A 19,411-nucleotide genomic window follows, 5' to 3' on the forward strand; every position below is an offset into this window, starting at 1 on the left:
GGAAACCCTTTCGTGTTCTTCTCCGCTGCACGCCGGCACACGCCGAGTGACGCAGAGGGGCCCCGACCATGGCAGCCCCGGCCAGCAGCAGGAACGCCACCGTATAACCGCTCTCGCTCGGGAACTGTCCGGACGCCGTGTGGGAGGCGAGGACGGCGGCGACGGCGGCGGTGCCCACCGCCCGGACGCCGAGGACCCGGCCGCCGTTCGCGGCCGGGTCCCGGGTGGGGCTGGGTCCCCGGTGGGGCCGGGTCCCGGGCGAGGCTGGGCCCCCGGTGGGGTTGGGTCCCGGGCGAGGCTGGGCCCCCGGTGGGGTTGGGTCCCGGGCGAGGCTGGGTTCCCGGTGGGGCCGGGTCAGCAGCCGCCGCAGTTGTAGTAGAGGACGTCCCAGTGGTTGCCCTCGTCCGCGTAGATGTTGCCCGCGCCGGACTGGTACTGGGGGGCGCCGTCGCCGCGGAGGCCGATGTAGGTGAAGGCGCCCTTGATGTAGTTGGTGACGCAGGTGTTCTTGCCGTAGTCGAGCTTGTAGCCGTTCCAGTGGGAGTACGTGCCGCTGGCGTGGCCGGTCTCGGTGCCGCCCGTGATGTTCAGCGCGCAGCCGGAGGACCGCTTGAGGGTCTGGGCGCCCTGCGCGGTGGCCAGGTTGAGCTGGTCGAAGGACGTGCAGGTCGAGACGTTGCGGTTGGAGCAGTTGCCGGAGGACGACCAGGTGATGCCGACCGAGCTGAACATCGACGTGGCGGTCGCGTGGGAGATCTTCGTGACGGCGACGGTCTGGGCACCGTCCTGGGCGGCGAGGGCGTCCCCGGCGCCGGCGAGGACGGCGAGCCCGGGGGTGAGGGTGAGCGCGAGGGCCGTGAGGGCGGAGCGGATCTTCATGGGGACCTTCCTGCGGTAGGGCCGTTCTTCCTATGGGGCGGCTGTGCAGGTGGTGCACGGAGATGGTGCCCGAGGTCTACGCGTGTCCGCCAGGGGGAGGCGGGTGTCCGATCGCCCGCGCCCGGCCGGCGGACCGTCAGTCGGCCGACGGGAGCGGGGTCCGGTGGGGCAGGGGGGCCAGGGCCTCGGGCGGGAGGATCTCTTCCGTTTCCTCGTCCACCAGGCAGACCCGGACCGCCGGGTTCGGCGCGGTGACGATGTCCGCCGTGCTGTCGAGGGCGAACAGCACGCTCACCGGACGGGACCCGCGGGCGTCCGGGTACGTGCCCGAGTAGCGCAGCACCCGCCAGCCGTCGTCGTCCCAGTGGTCGAGCAGCGCCGAGCGGACCGCCGGACGGGCGGTCTCCCAGGCCAGGGAGCGTTCCAGGAGTTGTACGGTCGCGTCGACCGGGACGCGTTCGCCGGCCGCCGCGGGCAGCGGGCTGCCGAACAGCCGGAGCCTGGCCCGGCGCAGCGGGACCAGCCACAGGTGGTCCAGGTCCGAGGAGACGGACAGCAGCAGTGCCGCCGCGGCCAGCAGCAGGACGGCGGACGCGACGGGACGGCCGGCGAGCGTCGACCACCAGGCGGTGTCCGCGCCGGCCGCCGCCAGACCGCCGACCACGACGAGCCCGGCCCTGGCGAAGGACCGTACGCCGATCGGGCCCTCCGCGCGGGCGCTGCATCCGCAGGACGACTCGGGGGCGGTGGCCCTGGCGTAGGCCAGGTACGCGGTGAAGCCGAGGCCGAGCGCCGCCGTGGCGAGGCCGGGAAGGGCCGGGGCGGGGCCGGAGGCGGTCGTGGCGGGTACGGTCAGCAGCGCGGCGGCCAGGACGAGTTCGGTTCCGCCCACGGTGCGCAGTGCCGCCGTGGCCCGTCGGCCGTCGCCGAGCACCCGTACCAGTACGGTGCCGGCGGCCAGTTGCGCGGTCCGCCGGCCGAACAGCTTGGCCGCGCCGGTCAGTCCCAGCAGCAGCCCGCAGACCAGCGGCGCCAGGTCGGGGACGAGCGGGAGCGTGGCGATCATGGCGCCGCCCCTCAGTGTCCGAGTGCGACGCGGGCGATGTCGATGTGGTTGTCCGCGGGCCGCCAGGCGCCGAGCACCTGCGCGGTCTGCCCGATCCGCATCCGCGACAGGTCGGAGGTCGGGGCGCCGCCCCGGTAGGAGGCGGTCGTGGTCTCGGGCACGACCCTGCCGACCAGTTCGTGGTCGTTGTGGGCGAGGTGCAGCCGGTTCTTGCCGATGCCGCGGATCGTGCAGTGGATGTTGACGATGTTGACCCACACGGCGTCCGCCGCGATGGTGCCGTCGGGCATGGTCACCCCGCGGGCGTAGAGCCCGTCGCCCGTCTCGACGGCCTCCGCGGTGGTGGTGCGCAGCTTCCAGACGCTGGTGGCGTTGGTGAGCTGGACGAGGTGCCGCTCACCGTGCGAGCCGGCGACGTCCAGCACGCTCCGGTTGATCGCGACGACGCGGCCCTCCGCGAACGCGGCGGAGACCGCAGGGTCGAGCGAGGGCATCGGCGCGGCGAAGGCCGCCTCGGCGTCGAGGCCGCCGAGCGCCGAGGCGCCCACGACGGTGGCGCCGCCGATGGCGGCCGTGGTGAGGAAGCGTCTGCGGTCCAGCCGGCGTGCGCCGGGGGTCTGGCTGTGGTTCATGTCGTTCTCTCCTCTCCTGCCTACGGTGTGTCTCGTGTCTCTCGTGTGACTCGTCCTGTTCTGAGGCGGTGTCCTACGTCGGTGTCCTACGGCGGTGTCCCGCGCGGGTGTGCTGCGCGGGTGTGCTGCGTCGGTCGGAGCTGTCACTCGTAGATGTAGACGGGCACCATGCCGGAGCTGAGGCTGCCGATCGCGGAGAACGCGGCCGGGGTCAGATCGAGCACCCGGTTGGTGCGGCAGGCCCCGTTGCAGCAGGTCGCCTCGCCGCAGAAGCTCTTGGTGCGCGGGCCGCAGTCGGCGAGCGTGACGCACACCGTGGCGCCCGAGCACTGGTGGCGTACGTTCACCACGGCGCCGCAGCCGCGCCGCGGCATGTTCTCGCCGCACAGGTCGGGCCGGGTGATGTCCCAGCAGGCCGAGGACAGGTTGGGCCAGGCCGCCATGTTCTTGGCGGACTGGCAGGTGCCGCAGGCCCCGGTGCCGGCGCTGCCGCAGGAGCCCCAGGCGTTGCCGCAGCAGAACCAGGTGGCTTCACCGGCCCAGAGCGAGGTTGATCCGCAAGCCATGTCTGTTCCCTTCGGGTGGGCACAGGTCGCGAGATGATCCTTGATGTTCTGTGCATGACAATTCGAGGATCGCAGCCATGATGCCGTGCTTCTACGCGCGTCCGGAAGTGGGCGGGTGAGCCCAATCCGTTCGGATCCGGCCGCCACCGGGGCCGCGGGGGACCTCTCAGTCGCCCTCCGCGCCGGGTGAGAGCAACGTTCCCGGGCGGTCACCCACGGCCACAGACCGGAAACGCGCCCTTCCTACCTTCGGAAGTCATCACCCGCTCATCCCGCTCATCCCGCTCGTCACCCCGCTCACCGGCAAGTGGCGCCCGCAACGCCCGACCCCCGCACCACCCGATCCCCGGAGCACCTGGAGGCGCGATGACAGCCACTGGTACGGACCCCGCCCCGACCGGCGGGGGAGGCCGCTGGATCCGGGACTGGGATCCCGAGGACGAGACCTTCTGGACGACCACCGGCGAGCGGATCGCCCGGCGCAACCTGTTCTTCTCCGTGCTCAGCGAACACATCGGGTTCTCGATCTGGACCCTGTGGTCCGTCCTGGTGCTGTTCATGGGCCCGGAGTACGGCCTGAGCCCGGCCGACAAGTTCCTGCTGACCTCGGTGGTCACCCTGGTCGGTGCCGTCGCCCGGGTGCCGTACACCTTCGCCGTCGCGGTCTTCGGCGGGCGGAACTGGACGATCATCTCCGCCGGGCTGCTGCTGGTACCGACAGTCGCCGCATTCGCGGTGATGGAGCCGGGCACCTCCTTCGCCACCTTCCTGTGGACCGGCCTGCTGGCCGGCATCGGCGGCGGCAACTTCGCCTCCTCCATGACCAACATCAACGCCTTCTTCCCGATGCGGCAGAAGGGCTGGGCGCTCGGGCTCAACGCGGGCGGCGGCAACATCGGCGTGCCGGTCATCCAACTCGTCGCGCTCGCGGTCATCGGCGCCGGCGGCGGGCCGCGCGTACTGCTCGGGATCTACATCCCGCTGATCGTCATCGCCGCCGTACTCGCCGCCGTCTTCATGGACAACCTCGCCTCCGTGAAGAACGACACCGGCGCCGCCAGGGACGCCGCGAAGGAGGCGCACACCTGGATCATGTCCTTCCTGTACGTCGGCACGTTCGGGTCGTTCATCGGGTACAGCTTCGCCTTCGGGCAGGTGCTCACCACCCAGTTCGGCCGTACGCCGTTGCAGGCCGCCTACCTCACCTTCGTCGGGCCGCTGCTCGGCTCGCTCGTCCGGCCGCTCGGCGGGCGGCTCGCCGACCGGTACGGCGGCGCGCGGATCACCCTGTGGACCTACGTGGCCATGGCGGCGGCCACCGCCGTGCTCATCGTCGCGGGTGAGCAGCGGTCGCCCGCCCTGTTCACGGTCACGTTCGTCGTGCTGTTCGCGCTCACCGGGCTCGGCAACGGGTCGACGTACAAGATGATCCCCGGCATCTTCCAGGCCAAGGCGCTGGCCGCGGGGCTGACCGGCGAGGCGGCCGTGCGGTACGGGCGGCGGCTCTCCGGGGCCTCGATGGGGCTGATCGGAGCGGTCGGCGCGCTCGGCGGGGTCGGCATCAACCTCGCCTTCCGGCAGTCGTTCCTCAGCTCCGGCACCGGCACCGGCGCGTTCGCCGCCTTCCTGGCCTGCTACGCCGTCTGCTTCGTGGTCACCTGGGCCGTATACCTTCGCCGGCCGGCCGCCCCGGTCGCCGCCGAATCCGCCACCGAGGAGAAGCGGCAGCTCAGCTATGCCGACGTGTGACGTGACAGCCGAGGCGTGACGTAACAATGGTGACATCGAGTCGATCCGAGCCTGTCACGCGCCGTTGACAAGCTCCGTCGACAGGCGGCTGCCGCACCGCCGAAACAGCCGGACCGGCGCCTTCGCCTGCGGCACGACGAACCGAGCGCGGGACGAGAGCCATGGACGAGGCACAGCAGCGACCGGAACCCGGGCCCCCGGAGCACGGGCCCCTCGCGGGGTTCACCGTGGGCGTGACGGCCGCGCGCCGCGCCGACGAACTCGGGGCACTGCTCCAGCGGCGCGGCGCCGTCGTCGTGCACGCGCCCGCGCTGCGCATCGTGCCGCTCGCGGACGACGGCGAGCTGCTCGCCGCCACCGAGGAGATCATCGACCGGGCGCCGGACGTCGTGGTGGCCACCACCGCCATCGGCTTCCGCGGCTGGATCGAGGCCGCCGACGGGTGGGGGCTCGGTGAATCGCTGCTCGGGCGGTTGCGGGGCGTCGAACTGCTGGCCCGCGGACCCAAGGTGAAGGGCGCCATCCGGGCCGCGGGCCTCACCGAGAAGTGGTCGCCGTCGAGCGAGTCGATGGCCGAGGTCCTGGACCGGCTGCTGGAGGAGGGCGTCGAGGGGCGCGTGGTCGCCGTGCAGTTGCACGGGGAGCCGCTGCCCGGCTTCGTGGAGGCGCTGCGGGCCGGGGGCGCGGAGGTGATTCCGGTGCCGGTGTACCGGTGGATGCCGCCCGAGGACATCGGTCCGGTGGACCGGCTGCTGGACGCGGCTCTTTCGCACGGGCTGGACGCGCTCACCTTCACCAGCGCGCCCGCCGCCGCGTCGCTGCTGTCCCGGGCGGAGGAACGGGGCCTGACGCGCGAGTTGCTCGACGTACTCCAGCACGCCGTGCTGCCGGCCTGCGTCGGGCCGGTGACCGCGCTGCCGTTGCAGGCGCGCGGGGTGGCCACGGTGCAGCCGGAACGCTTCCGGCTCGGGCCGCTCGTCCAGTTGCTGTGCCAGGAACTTCCCGGGCGCGCGCAGGTGTTGCCGATCGCCGGCCACCGGGTGGGGATCCGGGGGCACGCGGTGCTGGTGGACGGGGACCTCAGGCCGGTGCCGCCGGCCGGGATGGCGCTGCTGCGGGCGCTGTCGCGGCGCCCGGGGTGGGTGGTCTCCCGGGCCGAACTGCTGCGTGTGCTGCCCGGTGCCGGGCGGGACGAGCACGCGGTGGAGACGGCGATGGCCCGGCTCCGCACCGCCCTGGGCACGCCCAGACTGATCCAGACGGTGGTCAAACGGGGCTACCGGCTGGCCCTGGACCCGTCGGCGGACACCAAGTACGGCGACGCGTGAGCCACCGGTCATCCGCGCATATCGCAAATGCGCAAATGCCGCCTAATACCCTTAAATGCCCTTGAATATCTCCCCCTTGAGTATCTCCGCATATTGCTTGAGCATTTCCGATTGCTTGAGCGTCTCCGAGTATTGCTGAGTGTTCGTCACGGCCCCTGACGCGGCCCGCGTTCGCCCGCCGCGCCTCGTACGGGAGTCGTACGGGTGCCGCACCGCCCCTCGCCCCGGACCCCGCACACGGCTTCGGCGGTGTGAGGGGTTCCGGTCGCGCGACTGGGCAGGCACTGTGGGAGAGGGAACGGTTTTCCCTGCCGCAAGCGAATCAGGGCCCTTCCAGCAGAGCGCAGAGGCGGTGACAGGCACATGGCACTGGGTACGGCCCCCAACGAGCTGCGGTTCCATGCCGGGCGGAGGTGCCTGGACCTCCTGGCGACCGCCCACCCGGCGGAACGGCTGGCCGCGGTCGAGCCGCTGCGGGCCTGGATCGTCGGGTCCGGGCTCGTTCCGCCCGGCACCCCGCTGGCCCACGCCGACGCCTCCTGGCTGCCGGGCTTCCGCGAACTGCGCCGGTTCATCGGGCAGTTGGTGCGGGGCGGACTCGCTGGTGACGGACGGCCGTACGATCTCGCGCTGGCCCGGGTCAACGCGGTCGCGCAGGCCGCGCCCCCGGCACCGCGCGCGGTGCGCCGCCCGGACGGCACACTCGTCCGGGAACTGGCCGGTCCGCCCGAGTGCGCGGCGCTGCTCGCGGCCCTCGCCCGGGACGCCGTGGACCTGCTCACCGACCCCGTGGCGCGGGCGGCGGTCCGGGAGTGCGAGGGCGACAACTGCCCCATCGTGTACCTGGACACCTCGCGCGGGCGGCGCAGGCGCTGGTGCTCCAGCGAGGTCTGCGGGAACCGGGAGCGGGTGGCCCGGCACCGTCGGCGAGCGGCGCTGGCCCGCGCCTGACCACCCCACCGGCCGGCGTCCGGAGCGATGTCCACGGCGTCCGGAGCGATGTCCACGGCGGCCGGCGTGATGGCCGCGATGGCCGACGTGATGTCCACGACAGACGGAGTGACGTCCGCGACAGCCGGAGTGACGTTCACGACAGGTGGTTGGTCCGCGCCGCCGCCCGCCCGGTGCTGACCCCGCCCGATGTGCCGGAAATGCAAAAAAAGCACGGGGGTAATGTGTGCGCATGTCCCCTCGTCGCGGCGCTCCACGGAAATCCGTCACTCCGGTTTGAACACGCCCCACCCGGCATCCGTACCGGTGCACGAGCGACCGGCTGGGGGAACCCCCGGACATCGGAGGTGGGCGTGCGCAAGGATCCCGTCGTGGCCAGTGAGCGTGGAACGAGGCCCTGGCACCGCATGTCCCGATCCGCGGAGCCCGACGAGGAGCTGATGCGTGCCCTGTACCGCGAGCACGCCGGCCCCCTCCTCGCCTTCGTCCTCCGGCTGGTCGCCGGGGACCGGCAGCGCGCCGAGGACGTGGTGCAGGAGACGCTCATCCGTGCCTGGAAGAACGCCGGTCAGCTCGACCGGGCGACCGGATCGGTACGACCCTGGCTGGTGACGGTCGCGCGCCGCATCGTCATCGACGGCCACCGCAGCCGGCAGGCCCGGCCGCAGGAGGTCGATCCGTCGCCGCTGGAGGCCATCCCCGCGGAGGACGAGATCGACAAGGCGCTGTGGCTGATGACACTGTCCGACGCGCTCGACGACCTGACCCCGGCGCACCGGGAGGTCCTGGTCGAGACCTACTTCAAGGGGCGTACCGTCAACGAGGCGGCCGAGACGCTCGGCATACCCAGCGGCACGGTCCGTTCACGGGTGTTCTACGCCCTGCGGTCGATGAAGCTGGCGCTGGAGGAGCGGGGGGTGACGGCGTGACGAGCGGGTACGCAGGACGCGACGGATCCGGCACGGACGGTCCGGGCATGTCCGGTCCCACGACTCCGGGCCGGGGAACCCCGGCGACCGGCGAGCACGTGACGGTCGGCGCCTACGCGCTCGGCATCCTCGACGACGCCGAGGCGACCGCCTTCGAGTCCCACCTCGCCGGGTGCGACTGGTGCGCGCGGCAACTCGACGAACTCGCCGGGCTGGAGCCCGTGCTGGCCGCGCTCGCGGACCTGCCGGGGGCCGGCACACCCGCGCTCGGGGAGTCGCCGTCCGACGGGCCCGGCCGGCGGCCGGCGGAGAAACTGGTCGACGAGGTCGCCGAGCACCGCGCCCGGAAGCGGCGGCGGAGCCGCTACCTGGTCGCCGCGGCGGTCGCGCTGATCATCGGCGGTCCGCTGACCGTGCTGGCCGCCACCGGCGGCTCGGACGGCCCCGCGACGGCCGCTCCGCCCGCCAGGACCGCGTTCACGGCCATGACGGACAAGGTCACGGCGACCGACCCGACGACGCACGTCACCGCGACGGTCGCACTGGAGGGGAAACCCTGGGGTTCGGACACCGTCCTGCGACTGGAGAACGTCCCCGGACCGGAGAAGTGCGCGCTGATCGCCGTCGGCAGGAACGGCGAACGCGAGACGGTGACCTCCTGGTCCGTGCCGGACCGGGGCTACGGCCTGCCGGGCGGCGGCGCCGACGCGGCGAAGAACCCCCTCTACGTCCGCGGCGGTGCGGCCCTGCAACCGGACCAGATCGACCACTTCGAGGTCATGACCTTCAGCGGCCGAAAACTCGTCCAGGTCGACGCGTGAGACCGTCCGGTGGGATCCCCCGGCCGGGCCGTAGCTTCCAGGGGCCCCCTTCGCGTACGGTTGACGGCTGCCCAGCACGTCAGAAGGGGGCCAGGTGGCCGCTCAGGCTCAGCGATCCGCGGTCGGGTCGGTGCACGATTCCGTACGTGACCGAGAGATCAGCGTCGAACAGGAACACCTCGACCGGGTGTACCAGCGCCTCGCGGAGAAGATCCACGAAGCCGAGTTCCTCATGGACGACGCGGCCCGGCGCGGCCAGGTCGGCACGCCCGGCGCGCTCGCCGAACGCGACGCGCAGGTCTTCCGGGCGGGCATCCACCTCAACCGGCTGAACAACGAGTTCGAGGACTTCCTGTTCGGCCGCATCGACCTGCTGCGCGGCAAGGACGGGAAGAAGGGCGCCGACGGCGCCTACACCGCCGTGGAGCCCGCCGAGGGCGCGGTGCGCGCCGACAACACCGCCGACATCGCCGAGACCCTGCACATCGGGCGCATCGGCGTGCTCGACGCGGAGTACGCGCCGCTGGTCATCGACTGGCGGGCGCCCGCGGCGGCCCCGTTCTACCGCTCCACGCCGGTCGACCCCGGCCGGGTCGTGCGCCGCCGCGTCATCCGGTCCAAGGGGCGCCGGGTGCTGGGCGTCGAGGACGACCTGATGCGCCCCGAGCTGACCGCCTACCTGGACGGCCGGCAACTGCCCGTGATCGGCGACGGCGCGCTGATGGCCGCCCTGAGCCAGGCCCGCGGCCACACCATGCGGGACATCGTCTCCTCCATCCAGGCCGAGCAGGACCTGGTCATCCGCGCCCCCGCAGGCTCGGTGACCTACGTCGAGGGCGGGCCGGGCACGGGCAAGACGGCCGTCGCGCTGCACCGGGCGGCCTACCTGCTCTACCAGGACCGGCGCCGCTACTCGGGCGGCATCCTGATCGTCTCGCCGACCCCGCTGCTGGTGGCCTACACCGAGGGCGTGCTGCCCTCGCTCGGCGAGGAGGGCCAGGTCGCCATCCGGGCGATCGGCTCGCTCGTCGACGGCGCCGAGGCCAGGCTGTACGACGCGCCGTCGGTGGCCCGTGCCAAGGGCTCGTACCGGATGCTGAAGGTGCTGCGCAAGGCCGCGCGCGGGGCGCTGGAGCTGGGGCCGGGCGGCGGCGCGGCACCCACCGCGGGACAGCTCGCCTTCGGTGAGGACGACGACACCGACGCCCCGCCGGTCCCGTCCGGCTCGCTCGACCGCCTCCGGGTCGTCGCCTTCGGCCGGCGCCTTGAGCTGACGGCCGCCGACCTCGACCGCGTCCGCCGTACCGCCCTCGGCGGCACGGCCCCGGTGAACCTGCTGCGCCCGCGCGCCCGCAGGCTGCTGCTGGACGCCCTGTACGAGCAGTCCGGCGCCGCCGGACGGCACACCGACCCGGAGCTGGCCGCCGAGCTGCGCGCCTCCTTCGACGAGGACGTGGCGGGCGAGGACGCCTTCCTCGCCTTCCTGGACGCGTGGTGGCCCGAGCTGACCCCGAAGGCCGTCCTCGACGCGATGGCCGACGAGCGCCGGCTCGGCCGCTGGGCCCGGCGCGTCCTCAACCCCGGCGAGATCCGCAAGGTGGCCCGCTCCCTGAAGCGGGACGGGTACTCCGTGCACGACATCGCGCTGCTCGACGAGTTGCAGGCGATCCTCGGGACGCCGGCCCGCCCCCGCAAGAAGCGCGACGTGGACCCGCTGGACCAGCTCACCGGCCTGGAGGAGCTGATGCCGGTGCGCGAGGAGTCGCAGCGCGAGCGGGCCGAGCGGCTGGCCCAGGAGCGCACGGAGTACGCGCACGTCATCGTCGACGAGGCGCAGGACGTCACGCCGTTGCAGTGGCGGATGATCGGCCGCCGCGGCCGGCACGCCAGCTGGACCGTCGTCGGCGACCCGGCGCAGTCCTCCTGGTCCGACCCGGACGAGGCGGCCGAGGCCCGCGACGAGGCGCTGGGCACCCGCGTGCCCGGCTCCCACCAGCGCCCCGGCGGCGACGGCGCGACGGGCCGCTCCGCGCGCGCCCGCCGCTTCCGGCTCACCGTGAACTACCGCAACCCGGCCGAGATCGCCGACCTGGCCTCGAAGGTGCTGGCCCTCGCGATGCCGGGCTCCGAGTCCCCGACCGCGGTCCGCTCCACCGGGGTCCAGCCGCACTTCACGGTCGCCCGGGACTCCCTGGAGAAGACCGTGCGGGCGGCGGCCGAGCGGCTGCTCGGCCTGGTCGACGGCACGGTCGGCGTCGTCGTCGCGATGAACCGGCGCGCGGAGGCCGCGCGCTGGCTCGCCGGGCTCGGCGACCGGGTGGCGGCGCTCGGCAGCCTGGAGGCCAAGGGACTGGAGTACGACGCGACGGTCGTCGTCTCCCCGGCGGAGATCGCCGACGAGAGCCCGGCCGGCCTGCGGGTGCTGTACGTCGCCATGACCCGTGCGACCCAGCAGCTCACGGTCGTCTCCGCGGACCGCGACGAGCCGGACGCGGCGGGGGTGCCGGACCTGCTGCGGGACTGAATGCGGGATGAACTCCCGGGACGAATCAGCAGGAGTCGCCGCAAAGCGTCGCCATCGAGGGGTGGAGGTCGGGTGACGGGAAGGCAGTCGGGGATCCGTTTGTTAGCCTTGCTGTGACACCGGCTCGATCCAAGCCCCCGGGCCCAACCTTAGTCGCTACGAGCGACCACTTGCCGCGAGGCGAGCATGGCGGGTCGGTGTCATGAACGAAGAGAGAGGCCCACGTCGCTCGACGACGTGGGCCTCTCTCATTGCCCGATCTCCTCCCGTATGGTGGAAGCTGTTTTCCGAACTCGCAGCGCACCTGTGAACAAAACGTCCGTATTCCAGGGCGGCTGGCACGTACTCAGGGGTAGGTGCGACGATCGGACGGCACAACTTCGCGACACGGTGAAAGCAGAGGAAGTCGGCCATGGCAACGGCGCCCAGCGTCTCCTACTCGATGACCATCCGGCTGGAGGTGCCCGCGAGCGGAACCGCCGTCTCGCAGCTCACCACCGCGGTGGAGTCCTCCGGAGGCTCGGTGACCGGCCTCGACGTCACGGCGTCCGGCCACGAGAAGCTCCGTATCGACGTCACCATCGCCGCCACCTCCACCGCGCACGCCGACGAGATCGTGAAGAAGCTGCGCGGCATCGAGGGCATCACGCTCGGCAAGGTCTCCGACCGTACGTTCCTCATGCACCTCGGCGGCAAGATCGAGATGCAGTCCAAGCACCCCATCCGCAACCGTGACGACCTGTCCATGGTCTATACGCCCGGCGTGGCCCGCGTGTGCATGGCGATCGCCGAGAACCCCGAGGACGCCCGCCGCCTCACCATCAAGCGCAACTCGGTTGCGGTCGTGACGGACGGCTCCGCCGTCCTGGGCCTCGGCAACATCGGCCCGAAGGCCGCGCTGCCCGTCATGGAGGGCAAGGCGGCCCTCTTCAAGCGCTTCGCCGGCATCGACGCCTGGCCGCTGTGCCTGGACACCCAGGACACCGACGCGATCGTCGAGATCGTCAAGGCGATCGCGCCCGGCTTCGCCGGCATCAACCTGGAGGACATCTCCGCGCCCCGCTGCTTCGAGATCGAGGCACGGCTGCGCGAGGCGCTGGACATCCCCGTCTTCCACGACGACCAGCACGGCACCGCGATCGTCGTCCTCGCGGCCCTCACCAACGCGCTGCGCGTGGTGGGCAAGGCGATCGAGAACGTCCGGGTCGTCATGTCGGGGGCCGGCGCGGCGGGCACGGCCATCCTGAAGCTGCTGCTCGCGGCGGGCGTCAAGAACGCGGTCGTCGCCGACATCCACGGCGTGGTGCACGCCGGCCGCGAGGACCTGGTGGCCGCGTCCCCCGACTCGCCGCTGCGCTGGATCGCCGACAACACCAACCACGAGGGCCTCACCGGCACCCTGAAGGAGGCCGTGCGCGGCGCGGACGTCTTCATCGGCGTCTCGGCCCCGAACCTGCTCGACGGGGACGACGTGGCCGCCATGGCGGACGACGCGATCGTGTTCGCACTCGCGAATCCGGACCCCGAGGTCGACCCGGCAATCGCTCGTCAGACGGCCGCAGTTGTGGCCACCGGCCGGTCCGACTTCCCGAACCAGATCAACAATGTGCTGGTCTTCCCGGGCGTCTTCCGCGGTCTGCTGGACGCCCAGTCCCGCACCGTCAGCACGGACATGATGCTGGCCGCGGCGCAGGCACTGGCCGACGTGGTCACCGTGGACGAGCTGAACCCGAACTACATCGTTCCGAGCGTCTTCAACGACAAGGTCGCGGGCGCGGTGGCCGGCGCGGTCCGGGAGGCCGCCAGGTCGGCAGCGGGAGCGGTGTAGAGCCTCGTACCGTAGTGTGCACAGGCGTGACGATCGACACGGCGGCCCCGCACCGGCGCGTCGCGGAACCTCCTGACGCCGGGCGCCCTCTAGGGTGACGGCCGAGCAGGCGCTTTTCGTGTGACTCCCTAGGGTGTTCTCACGACTCCTACGGGTGCCGGATTGGCTTTCCCGCCGCAGGTGGGGGCAGGATGCGTCTCTGGGCGCGAGCGCATCGGCTTCGCTGTGCCTGATCTGCGGCTCCGCCGCGTGGCACGCCCCAACAGCAAGAAGAACACGGGAGTAACAACATGAATCGCAGTGAGCTGGTGGCCGCGCTGGCCGACCGCGCCGAAGTGACCCGCAAGGACGCCGACGCCGTGCTGGCCGCGTTCGCCGAGGTCGTCGGTGACGTCGTCTCCAAGGGCGACGAGAAGGTCACCATCCCCGGCTTCCTGACCTTCGAGCGCACCCACCGTGCCGCTCGCACCGCCCGCAACCCGCAGACCGGTGAGCCCATCAACATCCCCGCCGGTTACAGCGTGAAGGTCTCCGCGGGCAGCAAGCTCAAGGAATCGGCCAAGGGCAAGTAACCCCTGCCGTTCGTGCGTCACGGGACGGCGTACGGCACGCAGTGGCACGAGAGGGGCGGCCCCCGGACCGGGTGGCCGCCCCTCTCGTCGTACTCGTTTCGTCGTACTCGTTTCGGCGTACTCGTTTCCGGACTGGTACGGACCTCTGACGCTGGTACGGACCACTCGTCCGCGTCAGCCGGAACCGACGTCAGCCGGATGCCGACGAGAACCGACGTCAGCGAATGCCGACGTCAGCCGAGGGGCCCCCGGTCAGCCGAGGGGCCCCGCCGTCCGCGCGCCCTGTCAGTCGCGCGCCACCGCCGTCCGCGCGCGCGTCAGCCGAGCGCCTTGCCGGGCAGCTCCACCTTGGCGCCCAGGCCCATGAGTTTCTCCATGAAGTTCTCGTAACCGCGGTTGATCAGGTCGATGCCGTGGACCCGGGAGGTGCCCTGCGCGGCCAGCGCGGCGATCAGGTAGGAGAAGCCGCCCCGCAGGTCGGGGATGACCAGATCGGCGCCCTGGAGGCGGGTGGGGCCCGAGACGACCGCGGAGTGCAGGAAGTTGCGCTGGCCGAAGCGGCAGTCGGAGCCGCCGAGGCATTCGCGGTAGAGCTGGATGTGCGCACCCATCTGGTTGAGCGCGGAGGTGAAGCCCAGCCGGGACTCGTAGACCGTCTCGTGGACGATGGACAGGCCCGTGGCCTGGGTGAGGGCGACGACCAGCGGCTGCTGCCAGTCGGTCTGGAAGCCCGGATGCACGTCCGTCTCCAGCGCGATGGACTTCAGCTGGCCGCCGGGGTGCCAGAAGCGGATGCCCTCGTCGTCGATCTCGAAGGCGCCGCCCACCTTCCGGTAGGTGTTCAGGAACGTCATCATCGAACGCTGCTGGGCGCCGCGGACGAAGATGTCGCCCTCGGTCGCCAGCGCCGCCGACGCCCAGGACGCGGCCTCAAGACGGTCCGGCAGCGCCCGGTGGGCGTAGCCGCCGAGTCTGTCCACGCCGGTGATGCGGATGGTGCGGTCGGTGTCCAGCGCGATGATGGCGCCCATCTTCTGCAGGACGCAGATCAGGTCCTCGATCTCCGGCTCGACGGCCGCGTTGGACAACTCCGTGACGCCCTCGGCGAGTACGGCCGTCAGCAGCACCTGCTCGGTCGTGCCGACCGACGGGTAGGGCAGCCGGATCTTCGTGCCGCGCAGTCCCTTGGGCGCCTCCAGGTACTGGCCGTCGGCGCGTTTCTCGATGACCGCGCCGAACTGCCGCAGCACGTCGAAGTGGAAGTCGATGGGCCGGCCGCCGATGTCGCAGCCGCCGAGGCCGGGGATGAACGCGTGCCCGAGCCGGTGCAGCAGCGGGCCGCAGAACAGGATCGGAATGCGCGAGGAGCCCGCGTGGGCGTCGATGTCGGCGACGTTCGCGCTCTCCACGTGCGTGGGATCCAGCACCAACTCGCCGGGTTCCTCACCCGGACGGACCGTCACCCCGTGCAACTGGAGCAATCCGCGGACGACCCGGACGTCCCGGATGTCCGGAACGTTGCGCAGCCTGCTCGGTCCGCTGCCCAGCAGGGCGGCGACCATGGCCTTCGGCACGAGGTTCTTCGCACCGCGGAGACGGATCTCGCCCTCCAGCGGGGTTCCGCCGTGGACAAGGAGGACATCGTCGGTGACGGTCATGTAACTCGCGTTCCGTGGAGTGGGGCAGGGCCAGGGGAGACAGACTAATCGCCGTACGCCCCCCTCCCGTAAGCCCGATGGGCACCCAGTCGCGTCATAGCTGTGTCACAACACGAACCGTTCCCCGGCGGGCACATGGCGTCACCGGCCGCGTCAGGCGGCCGGGCGGCGCCGCCGAGGCCCCGGCCGTCCCCGCCGTCACCCCGGAGAACGCCCTCACCAGGCCGCTCCTCGGCCCCGAAGGTGATGCGCGCCCCATTCACTCGCCTACCCCGGTTGGCTCCCCACTCGGCGGGAAGATGCGGGATCATGTCTGGCATGACCGAGGTGTCCTCGCTCACAGGGCGGTTGCTCGTGGCCACACCCGCCCTGGCGGACCCGAACTTCGACCGCGCGGTGGTGCTCCTCCTCGACCACGACGAGGAGGGCTCGCTCGGCGTCGTCCTCAACCGTCCGACCCCCGTGGATGTGGGCGACATCCTGGAGGGCTGGGCCGCCCTCGCCGGCGAGCCCGGTGTGGTCTTCCAGGGCGGCCCGGTGTCGCTGGACTCGGCGCTCGGCGTCGCGGTCATCCCAGGTGGAAGCGGTGGCGGGCGCGCCCCGCTGGGCTGGCGCCGGGTGCACGGCGCGATCGGCCTCGTCGACCTGGAGGCCCCGCCCGAACTGCTCGCCTCGGCCCTCGGCTCGCTCAGGATCTTCGCCGGATACGCCGGCTGGGGGCCCGGCCAGTTGGAGGACGAGCTGGTGGAAGGCGCCTGGTACGTCGTGGAGTCCGAGCCCGGTGACGTCTCCTCGCCCGCCCCGGAGGGACTGTGGCGCGAGGTGCTGCGCCGTCAGCGCAGCGAACTGGCGATGGTGGCCACGTATCCGGACGACCCGTCTCTCAACTGATCCGGATGCCGTTTCAGTACCCTGGCAGGTATGAGCACTCTTGAGCCCGAGCGCGGGACTGGTACGGGGACCCTCGTAGAGCCGACACCGCAGGTGTCCCACGGCGACGGTGACCACGAGCGCTTCGCCCATTACGTCCAGAAGGACAAGATCATGGCGAGCGCTCTGGACGGCACCCCGGTCGTGGCGCTGTGCGGCAAGGTGTGGGTGCCCGGCCGCGATCCGAAGAAGTACCCCGTGTGCCCCATGTGCAAGGAGATCTACGAGTCCATGGGCAAGGGCGGCGACGAGGGCGACGGCAAGTAACCGGCCCGTCCCCGGCTGAGATCCCCGCGGCCTCCGGGTGCGCTCATGCGTACCTCGGGGGCCTTTGTCGTGTTGTGTACGGCTTTGTCGTGATGCGGTGGGGCGGGATGTGCGCCCGCCGGTCACAGAGTGGTTCAGACCTCTTGTCGGCGTGTTCGGGTACTTCATAGCCTCCTCCTGTTGTGCAGAGCGAAATCGTCATTGCGTATGTTGCAACGCTCTCCCGGAGGATCACGATGAAACAGTCCGCCCGGTTCGCCCCCGCACTACTGACCGCCCTGCTCCTCACCGCCTGCGCCCCGCAGTCGTCCTCCAACTCGGCCTCCGACGAGGACGACAAGGGCGGCACCGTGCGCGTGTGGCTGTTCCAGGAGGTCGGCAACAAGCCGAAGGAGAAGGTCGTCGACGCCGTCACGGCCGACTTCGAGAAGGACCACGACGGGGTGCGGGTCGACGTCGAGTACATCCCCGTCGAGACCCGCGCCCAGCGCGTCAAGGCCGCCTTCAACGACCCGAAGTCCGCACCGGACGTCATGGAGTACGGCAACACCGACACCGCCGGCTACGTCCACGACGGCGGGCTCCTCGACGTCACCAAGGAGTTCGACGCCTGGAAGGAGGCCAAGGACACCGACCCGACCGCCCGGCAGTCCGTCACCGTGGACGGCAGGATCTACGGAGCGCCGCTCTACGTCGGCGTCCGCGCCCTGTACTACCGCACCGACGTCTTCGACGAACTCGGCCTGGACGTCCCGAAGACCATGGCCGAACTGGCCACCGCGGCCCGCGCCGTCCGGAAGGCCGAGCCGGACCTGTACGGCCTGGCCGTCGGCGGCGTCTACACCTACGGCGCGCTGCCCTTCGTCTGGGCGGGCGGCGGCGAACTCGCGACCCGCGAAGGCGGTTCGTACACCTCCGCCATCGACAGCCCGGCCGCGCAGCAGGGCATCAAGGCGTACACGTCCTTGTTCTCCGACGACAACTGCCCCGCCGCCAAGTGCGCGGGCATGGGCGGCAACGACACGATCACCGTGTTCGCGGCCGGCAAGGCGGGCATGGCGATCGGCGGTGACTTCAGCCACGCGGCCGTGGAGGCCGGGAAGGTGAAGGGCAAGTACGCGGTGGTGCCGCTGCCCGGGGTGACGCCCGGCTCGATCGCCCCGGCGTTCGCGGGCGGCAACAACATCGGCGTGCTCAAGAGCACGGCGCACCGCAGCCTCGCCGTCGACCTGATGCAGCGCCTCGCGTCGAAGGAGACGCAGTCCTCGCTGTTCGACGCGATGGGCTTCCTGCCGACCTTCACCGACGTGCGCGACCAGGCCGCCGCCGAGCGGCCGTACGTGAAGCCGTTCGTGCAGACGCTGTCCGCGGGCGCCAAGTTCGTACCGGCCTCGCCCGCCTGGTCCCAGATCGACTCCTCCCTGGTCCTGCCGACCATGTTCCAGGAGGTCATCAGCGGCAAGAAGAAGGTGCCGGCGGCCGCCGAGGAAGCGGCGGCGAAGATGGACGACGCGTTCGGCTCCGCCGGGTGAGCCGGCCGAACGGGCGCACCGCCCCCGAGCCGGGAACGGGAGACGGCGCCCCCGTGGACCCCGCCGGGGACGGTGCGGGGGAGGGCGCCGCCGCCGGCGGCGTCGGGCCCGGGGCGAGTGCGGCCGGCGCTGTGAGCGGGCCGCGGGCGGCCGGCGACCCCGGCCTCCGCCGGTCGGCACGCCGCTCCGGCTCCCGCCGGGCGGCACGCGACGCCGGCCTCCGGCGTACCTCGCGAGAGGCCGGCCCCCGCAGCGCGTCGCGGGACACCGGCGCGCGGGGCCGTCGCGGGGCGCGCGGTGCCGGCGCCTGGACCCCCTGGCTCTATCTCGCACCCGCCCTGGCCGTCCTCGGCGCGCTGCTCGTCTACCCCATCTACCAGTTGGGCCTGATCTCCTTCTTCCGGTACACACAGGCCCAGGTCAGCGGCGGCGAGCCGAGCACCTTCGAGGGGTTCGGCAACTACGCGGAACTCTTCGGGGACACCCAGTTCTGGCAGGTGCTGCTGGCCACGGTCGTCTTCGCGGCGGCCTGCGTCGGCGCCACGCTCGCCGTCGGCTGCGCCCTCGCCGTCCTGCTCACCCGCGTACGCGCCGTGCCCCGGCTGGCGCTGATGCTGGCCGCGCTGGGCGCGTGGGCGACACCCGCGGTGACCGGCTCCACCGTCTGGCTGTTCCTCTTCGACCCGGACTTCGGCCCGGTCAACCGGGTCCTCGGACTGGGCGACCACTCGTGGACGTACGGCCGCTACAGCGCCTTCCTCCTCGTGCTCCTCGAAGTGGTCTGGTGCTCCTTCCCGTTCGTGATGGTCACCGTGTACGCCGGGATCCGCGCCGTGCCCGCCGAGGTCCTGGAGGCCGCCGCCCTGGACGGCGCCTCGCAGTGGCGGATCTGGCGGTCCGTGCTCGCCCCGATGCTCCGGCCGATCCTCGCGGTCGTCACCATCCAATCGGTCATCTGGGACTTCAAGGTGTTCACGCAGATCTACGTCATGACGAACGGCGGCGGCATCGCGGGACAGAACCTGGTCCTGAACGTGTACGCGTACCAGCAGGCGTTCGCGTCCTCGCAGTACGGGCTCGGCTCGGCGATCGGCGTCGTGATGCTGCTGATCCTGCTCGCCGTCACGCTCGGGTACCTGCGGTCGCTGCGCCGGCAGGGGGAGGAGCTGTGAGCGTCGT

General features: G+C 71.9%; 17 protein-coding genes. 12 read left to right on the top strand and 5 right to left on the bottom strand.

Annotated elements, in window-relative coordinates; all coding sequences use genetic code 11:
• Window positions 1-354 precede the first annotated feature (354 nt).
• From ACFC09_RS04045 to ACFC09_RS04060, 4 genes are all read right to left on the bottom strand, one after another.
• Entirely contained in the window at window positions 355-879 is a 525-nt protein-coding gene (locus ACFC09_RS04045) for a hypothetical protein (protein WP_376523771.1), read from the bottom strand.
• Between the two features lie 136 nt (window positions 880-1,015).
• Window positions 1,016-1,945 (bottom strand): MauE/DoxX family redox-associated membrane protein, encoded by a 930-nt coding sequence (locus ACFC09_RS04050; RefSeq protein ID WP_376523772.1) that lies wholly within the window; start codon window positions 1,943-1,945, stop codon window positions 1,016-1,018.
• 11 nt (window positions 1,946-1,956) lie between these two features.
• Window positions 1,957-2,577: a cell wall protein gene (locus ACFC09_RS04055; protein ID WP_376523773.1), complete on the bottom strand. Its 621-nt coding sequence runs from the start codon at window positions 2,575-2,577 to the stop codon at window positions 1,957-1,959.
• 143 nt (window positions 2,578-2,720) lie between these two features.
• Window positions 2,721-3,143: a hypothetical protein gene (locus tag ACFC09_RS04060; protein WP_376523774.1), complete on the bottom strand. Its 423-nt coding sequence runs from the start codon at window positions 3,141-3,143 to the stop codon at window positions 2,721-2,723.
• Window positions 3,144-3,509: 366 nt separating this feature from the next.
• Between ACFC09_RS04060 and ACFC09_RS04065 the strand changes: the two genes are divergently transcribed.
• The 8 genes from ACFC09_RS04065 to ACFC09_RS04100 all read left to right on the top strand — a co-directional run bounded on the left by ACFC09_RS04065 (window position 3,510) and on the right by ACFC09_RS04100 (window position 13,845).
• Entirely contained in the window at window positions 3,510-4,892 is a 1,383-nt protein-coding gene (locus ACFC09_RS04065; RefSeq protein ID WP_376523776.1) for a nitrate/nitrite transporter, read from the top strand.
• Window positions 4,893-5,053: 161 nt separating this feature from the next.
• Entirely contained in the window at window positions 5,054-6,220 is a 1,167-nt protein-coding gene (locus tag ACFC09_RS04070) for a uroporphyrinogen-III synthase (protein WP_376523778.1), read from the top strand.
• A 363-nt stretch (window positions 6,221-6,583) separates the two neighbouring features.
• Window positions 6,584-7,171, top strand: coding sequence for a CGNR zinc finger domain-containing protein (locus ACFC09_RS04075; protein ID WP_376523779.1), 588 nt, complete (start codon window positions 6,584-6,586; stop codon window positions 7,169-7,171).
• 407 nt (window positions 7,172-7,578) lie between these two features.
• Complete coding sequence (locus ACFC09_RS04080) at window positions 7,579-8,100, top strand: sigma-70 family RNA polymerase sigma factor (protein WP_376523780.1); 522 nt, start codon at window positions 7,579-7,581, stop codon at window positions 8,098-8,100.
• A 47-nt stretch (window positions 8,101-8,147) separates the two neighbouring features.
• Window positions 8,148-8,921: an anti-sigma factor family protein gene (locus ACFC09_RS04085; RefSeq protein WP_376523781.1), complete on the top strand. Its 774-nt coding sequence runs from the start codon at window positions 8,148-8,150 to the stop codon at window positions 8,919-8,921.
• Between the two features lie 94 nt (window positions 8,922-9,015).
• Window positions 9,016-11,445: a HelD family protein gene (locus tag ACFC09_RS04090; RefSeq protein WP_376523783.1), complete on the top strand. Its 2,430-nt coding sequence runs from the start codon at window positions 9,016-9,018 to the stop codon at window positions 11,443-11,445.
• A gap of 412 nt (window positions 11,446-11,857) precedes the next feature.
• Entirely contained in the window at window positions 11,858-13,273 is a 1,416-nt protein-coding gene (locus ACFC09_RS04095) for an NAD-dependent malic enzyme (protein ID WP_376523784.1), read from the top strand.
• A gap of 290 nt (window positions 13,274-13,563) precedes the next feature.
• Window positions 13,564-13,845: an HU family DNA-binding protein gene (locus ACFC09_RS04100; RefSeq protein ID WP_351736298.1), complete on the top strand. Its 282-nt coding sequence runs from the start codon at window positions 13,564-13,566 to the stop codon at window positions 13,843-13,845.
• Window positions 13,846-14,162: 317 nt separating this feature from the next.
• Here ACFC09_RS04100 and murA read toward each other — a convergent pair whose 3' ends face one another.
• Window positions 14,163-15,503, bottom strand: a complete 1,341-nt coding sequence (gene murA, locus ACFC09_RS04105; protein WP_376523786.1) for a UDP-N-acetylglucosamine 1-carboxyvinyltransferase — start codon at window positions 15,501-15,503, stop codon at window positions 14,163-14,165.
• A gap of 318 nt (window positions 15,504-15,821) precedes the next feature.
• On the opposite strand from murA, the gene ACFC09_RS04110 reads away from it, so the two are divergent.
• The 4 genes from ACFC09_RS04110 (at window position 15,822) to ACFC09_RS04125 (ending at window position 19,404) form a co-directional block, all read left to right on the top strand.
• On the top strand, window positions 15,822-16,394 hold the full coding sequence (locus tag ACFC09_RS04110; RefSeq protein ID WP_376523787.1) for a YqgE/AlgH family protein: 573 nt from the start codon (window positions 15,822-15,824) through the stop codon (window positions 16,392-16,394).
• A gap of 30 nt (window positions 16,395-16,424) precedes the next feature.
• The gene (locus ACFC09_RS04115) at window positions 16,425-16,700 is read left to right on the top strand and encodes a DUF3039 domain-containing protein (protein WP_376523789.1); all 276 of its coding nucleotides are present in this window, start codon (window positions 16,425-16,427) and stop codon (window positions 16,698-16,700) included.
• A 236-nt stretch (window positions 16,701-16,936) separates the two neighbouring features.
• Complete coding sequence (locus ACFC09_RS04120) at window positions 16,937-18,232, top strand: extracellular solute-binding protein (RefSeq protein WP_376523791.1); 1,296 nt, start codon at window positions 16,937-16,939, stop codon at window positions 18,230-18,232.
• Window positions 18,233-18,570: 338 nt separating this feature from the next.
• Window positions 18,571-19,404: a carbohydrate ABC transporter permease gene (locus ACFC09_RS04125; RefSeq protein ID WP_376524102.1), complete on the top strand. Its 834-nt coding sequence runs from the start codon at window positions 18,571-18,573 to the stop codon at window positions 19,402-19,404.
• Window positions 19,405-19,411 lie beyond the last annotated feature (7 nt).

Source organism: Streptomyces sp. NPDC056161, from assembly GCF_042268025.1.
Classification (GTDB): Bacteria; Actinomycetota; Actinomycetes; order Streptomycetales; family Streptomycetaceae; genus Streptomyces.

Coding starts and splice junctions, on each gene's coding strand:
- ACFC09_RS04045 (WP_376523771.1), bottom strand. CDS start 879: ATGAAGATCCGCTCCGCCCTCACGGCCCTCGCGCTCACCCTCACCCCC.
- ACFC09_RS04050 (WP_376523772.1), bottom strand. CDS start 1,945: ATGATCGCCACGCTCCCGCTCGTCCCCGACCTGGCGCCGCTGGTCTGC.
- ACFC09_RS04055 (WP_376523773.1), bottom strand. CDS start 2,577: ATGAACCACAGCCAGACCCCCGGCGCACGCCGGCTGGACCGCAGACGC.
- ACFC09_RS04060 (WP_376523774.1), bottom strand. CDS start 3,143: ATGGCTTGCGGATCAACCTCGCTCTGGGCCGGTGAAGCCACCTGGTTC.
- ACFC09_RS04065 (WP_376523776.1), top strand. CDS start 3,510: ATGACAGCCACTGGTACGGACCCCGCCCCGACCGGCGGGGGAGGCCGC.
- ACFC09_RS04070 (WP_376523778.1), top strand. CDS start 5,054: ATGGACGAGGCACAGCAGCGACCGGAACCCGGGCCCCCGGAGCACGGG.
- ACFC09_RS04075 (WP_376523779.1), top strand. CDS start 6,584: ATGGCACTGGGTACGGCCCCCAACGAGCTGCGGTTCCATGCCGGGCGG.
- ACFC09_RS04080 (WP_376523780.1), top strand. CDS start 7,579: ATGTCCCGATCCGCGGAGCCCGACGAGGAGCTGATGCGTGCCCTGTAC.
- ACFC09_RS04085 (WP_376523781.1), top strand. CDS start 8,148: ATGTCCGGTCCCACGACTCCGGGCCGGGGAACCCCGGCGACCGGCGAG.
- ACFC09_RS04095 (WP_376523784.1), top strand. CDS start 11,858: ATGGCAACGGCGCCCAGCGTCTCCTACTCGATGACCATCCGGCTGGAG.
- ACFC09_RS04100 (WP_351736298.1), top strand. CDS start 13,564: ATGAATCGCAGTGAGCTGGTGGCCGCGCTGGCCGACCGCGCCGAAGTG.
- murA (WP_376523786.1), bottom strand. CDS start 15,503: ATGACCGTCACCGACGATGTCCTCCTTGTCCACGGCGGAACCCCGCTG.
- ACFC09_RS04110 (WP_376523787.1), top strand. CDS start 15,822: ATGACCGAGGTGTCCTCGCTCACAGGGCGGTTGCTCGTGGCCACACCC.
- ACFC09_RS04115 (WP_376523789.1), top strand. CDS start 16,425: ATGAGCACTCTTGAGCCCGAGCGCGGGACTGGTACGGGGACCCTCGTA.
- ACFC09_RS04120 (WP_376523791.1), top strand. CDS start 16,937: ATGAAACAGTCCGCCCGGTTCGCCCCCGCACTACTGACCGCCCTGCTC.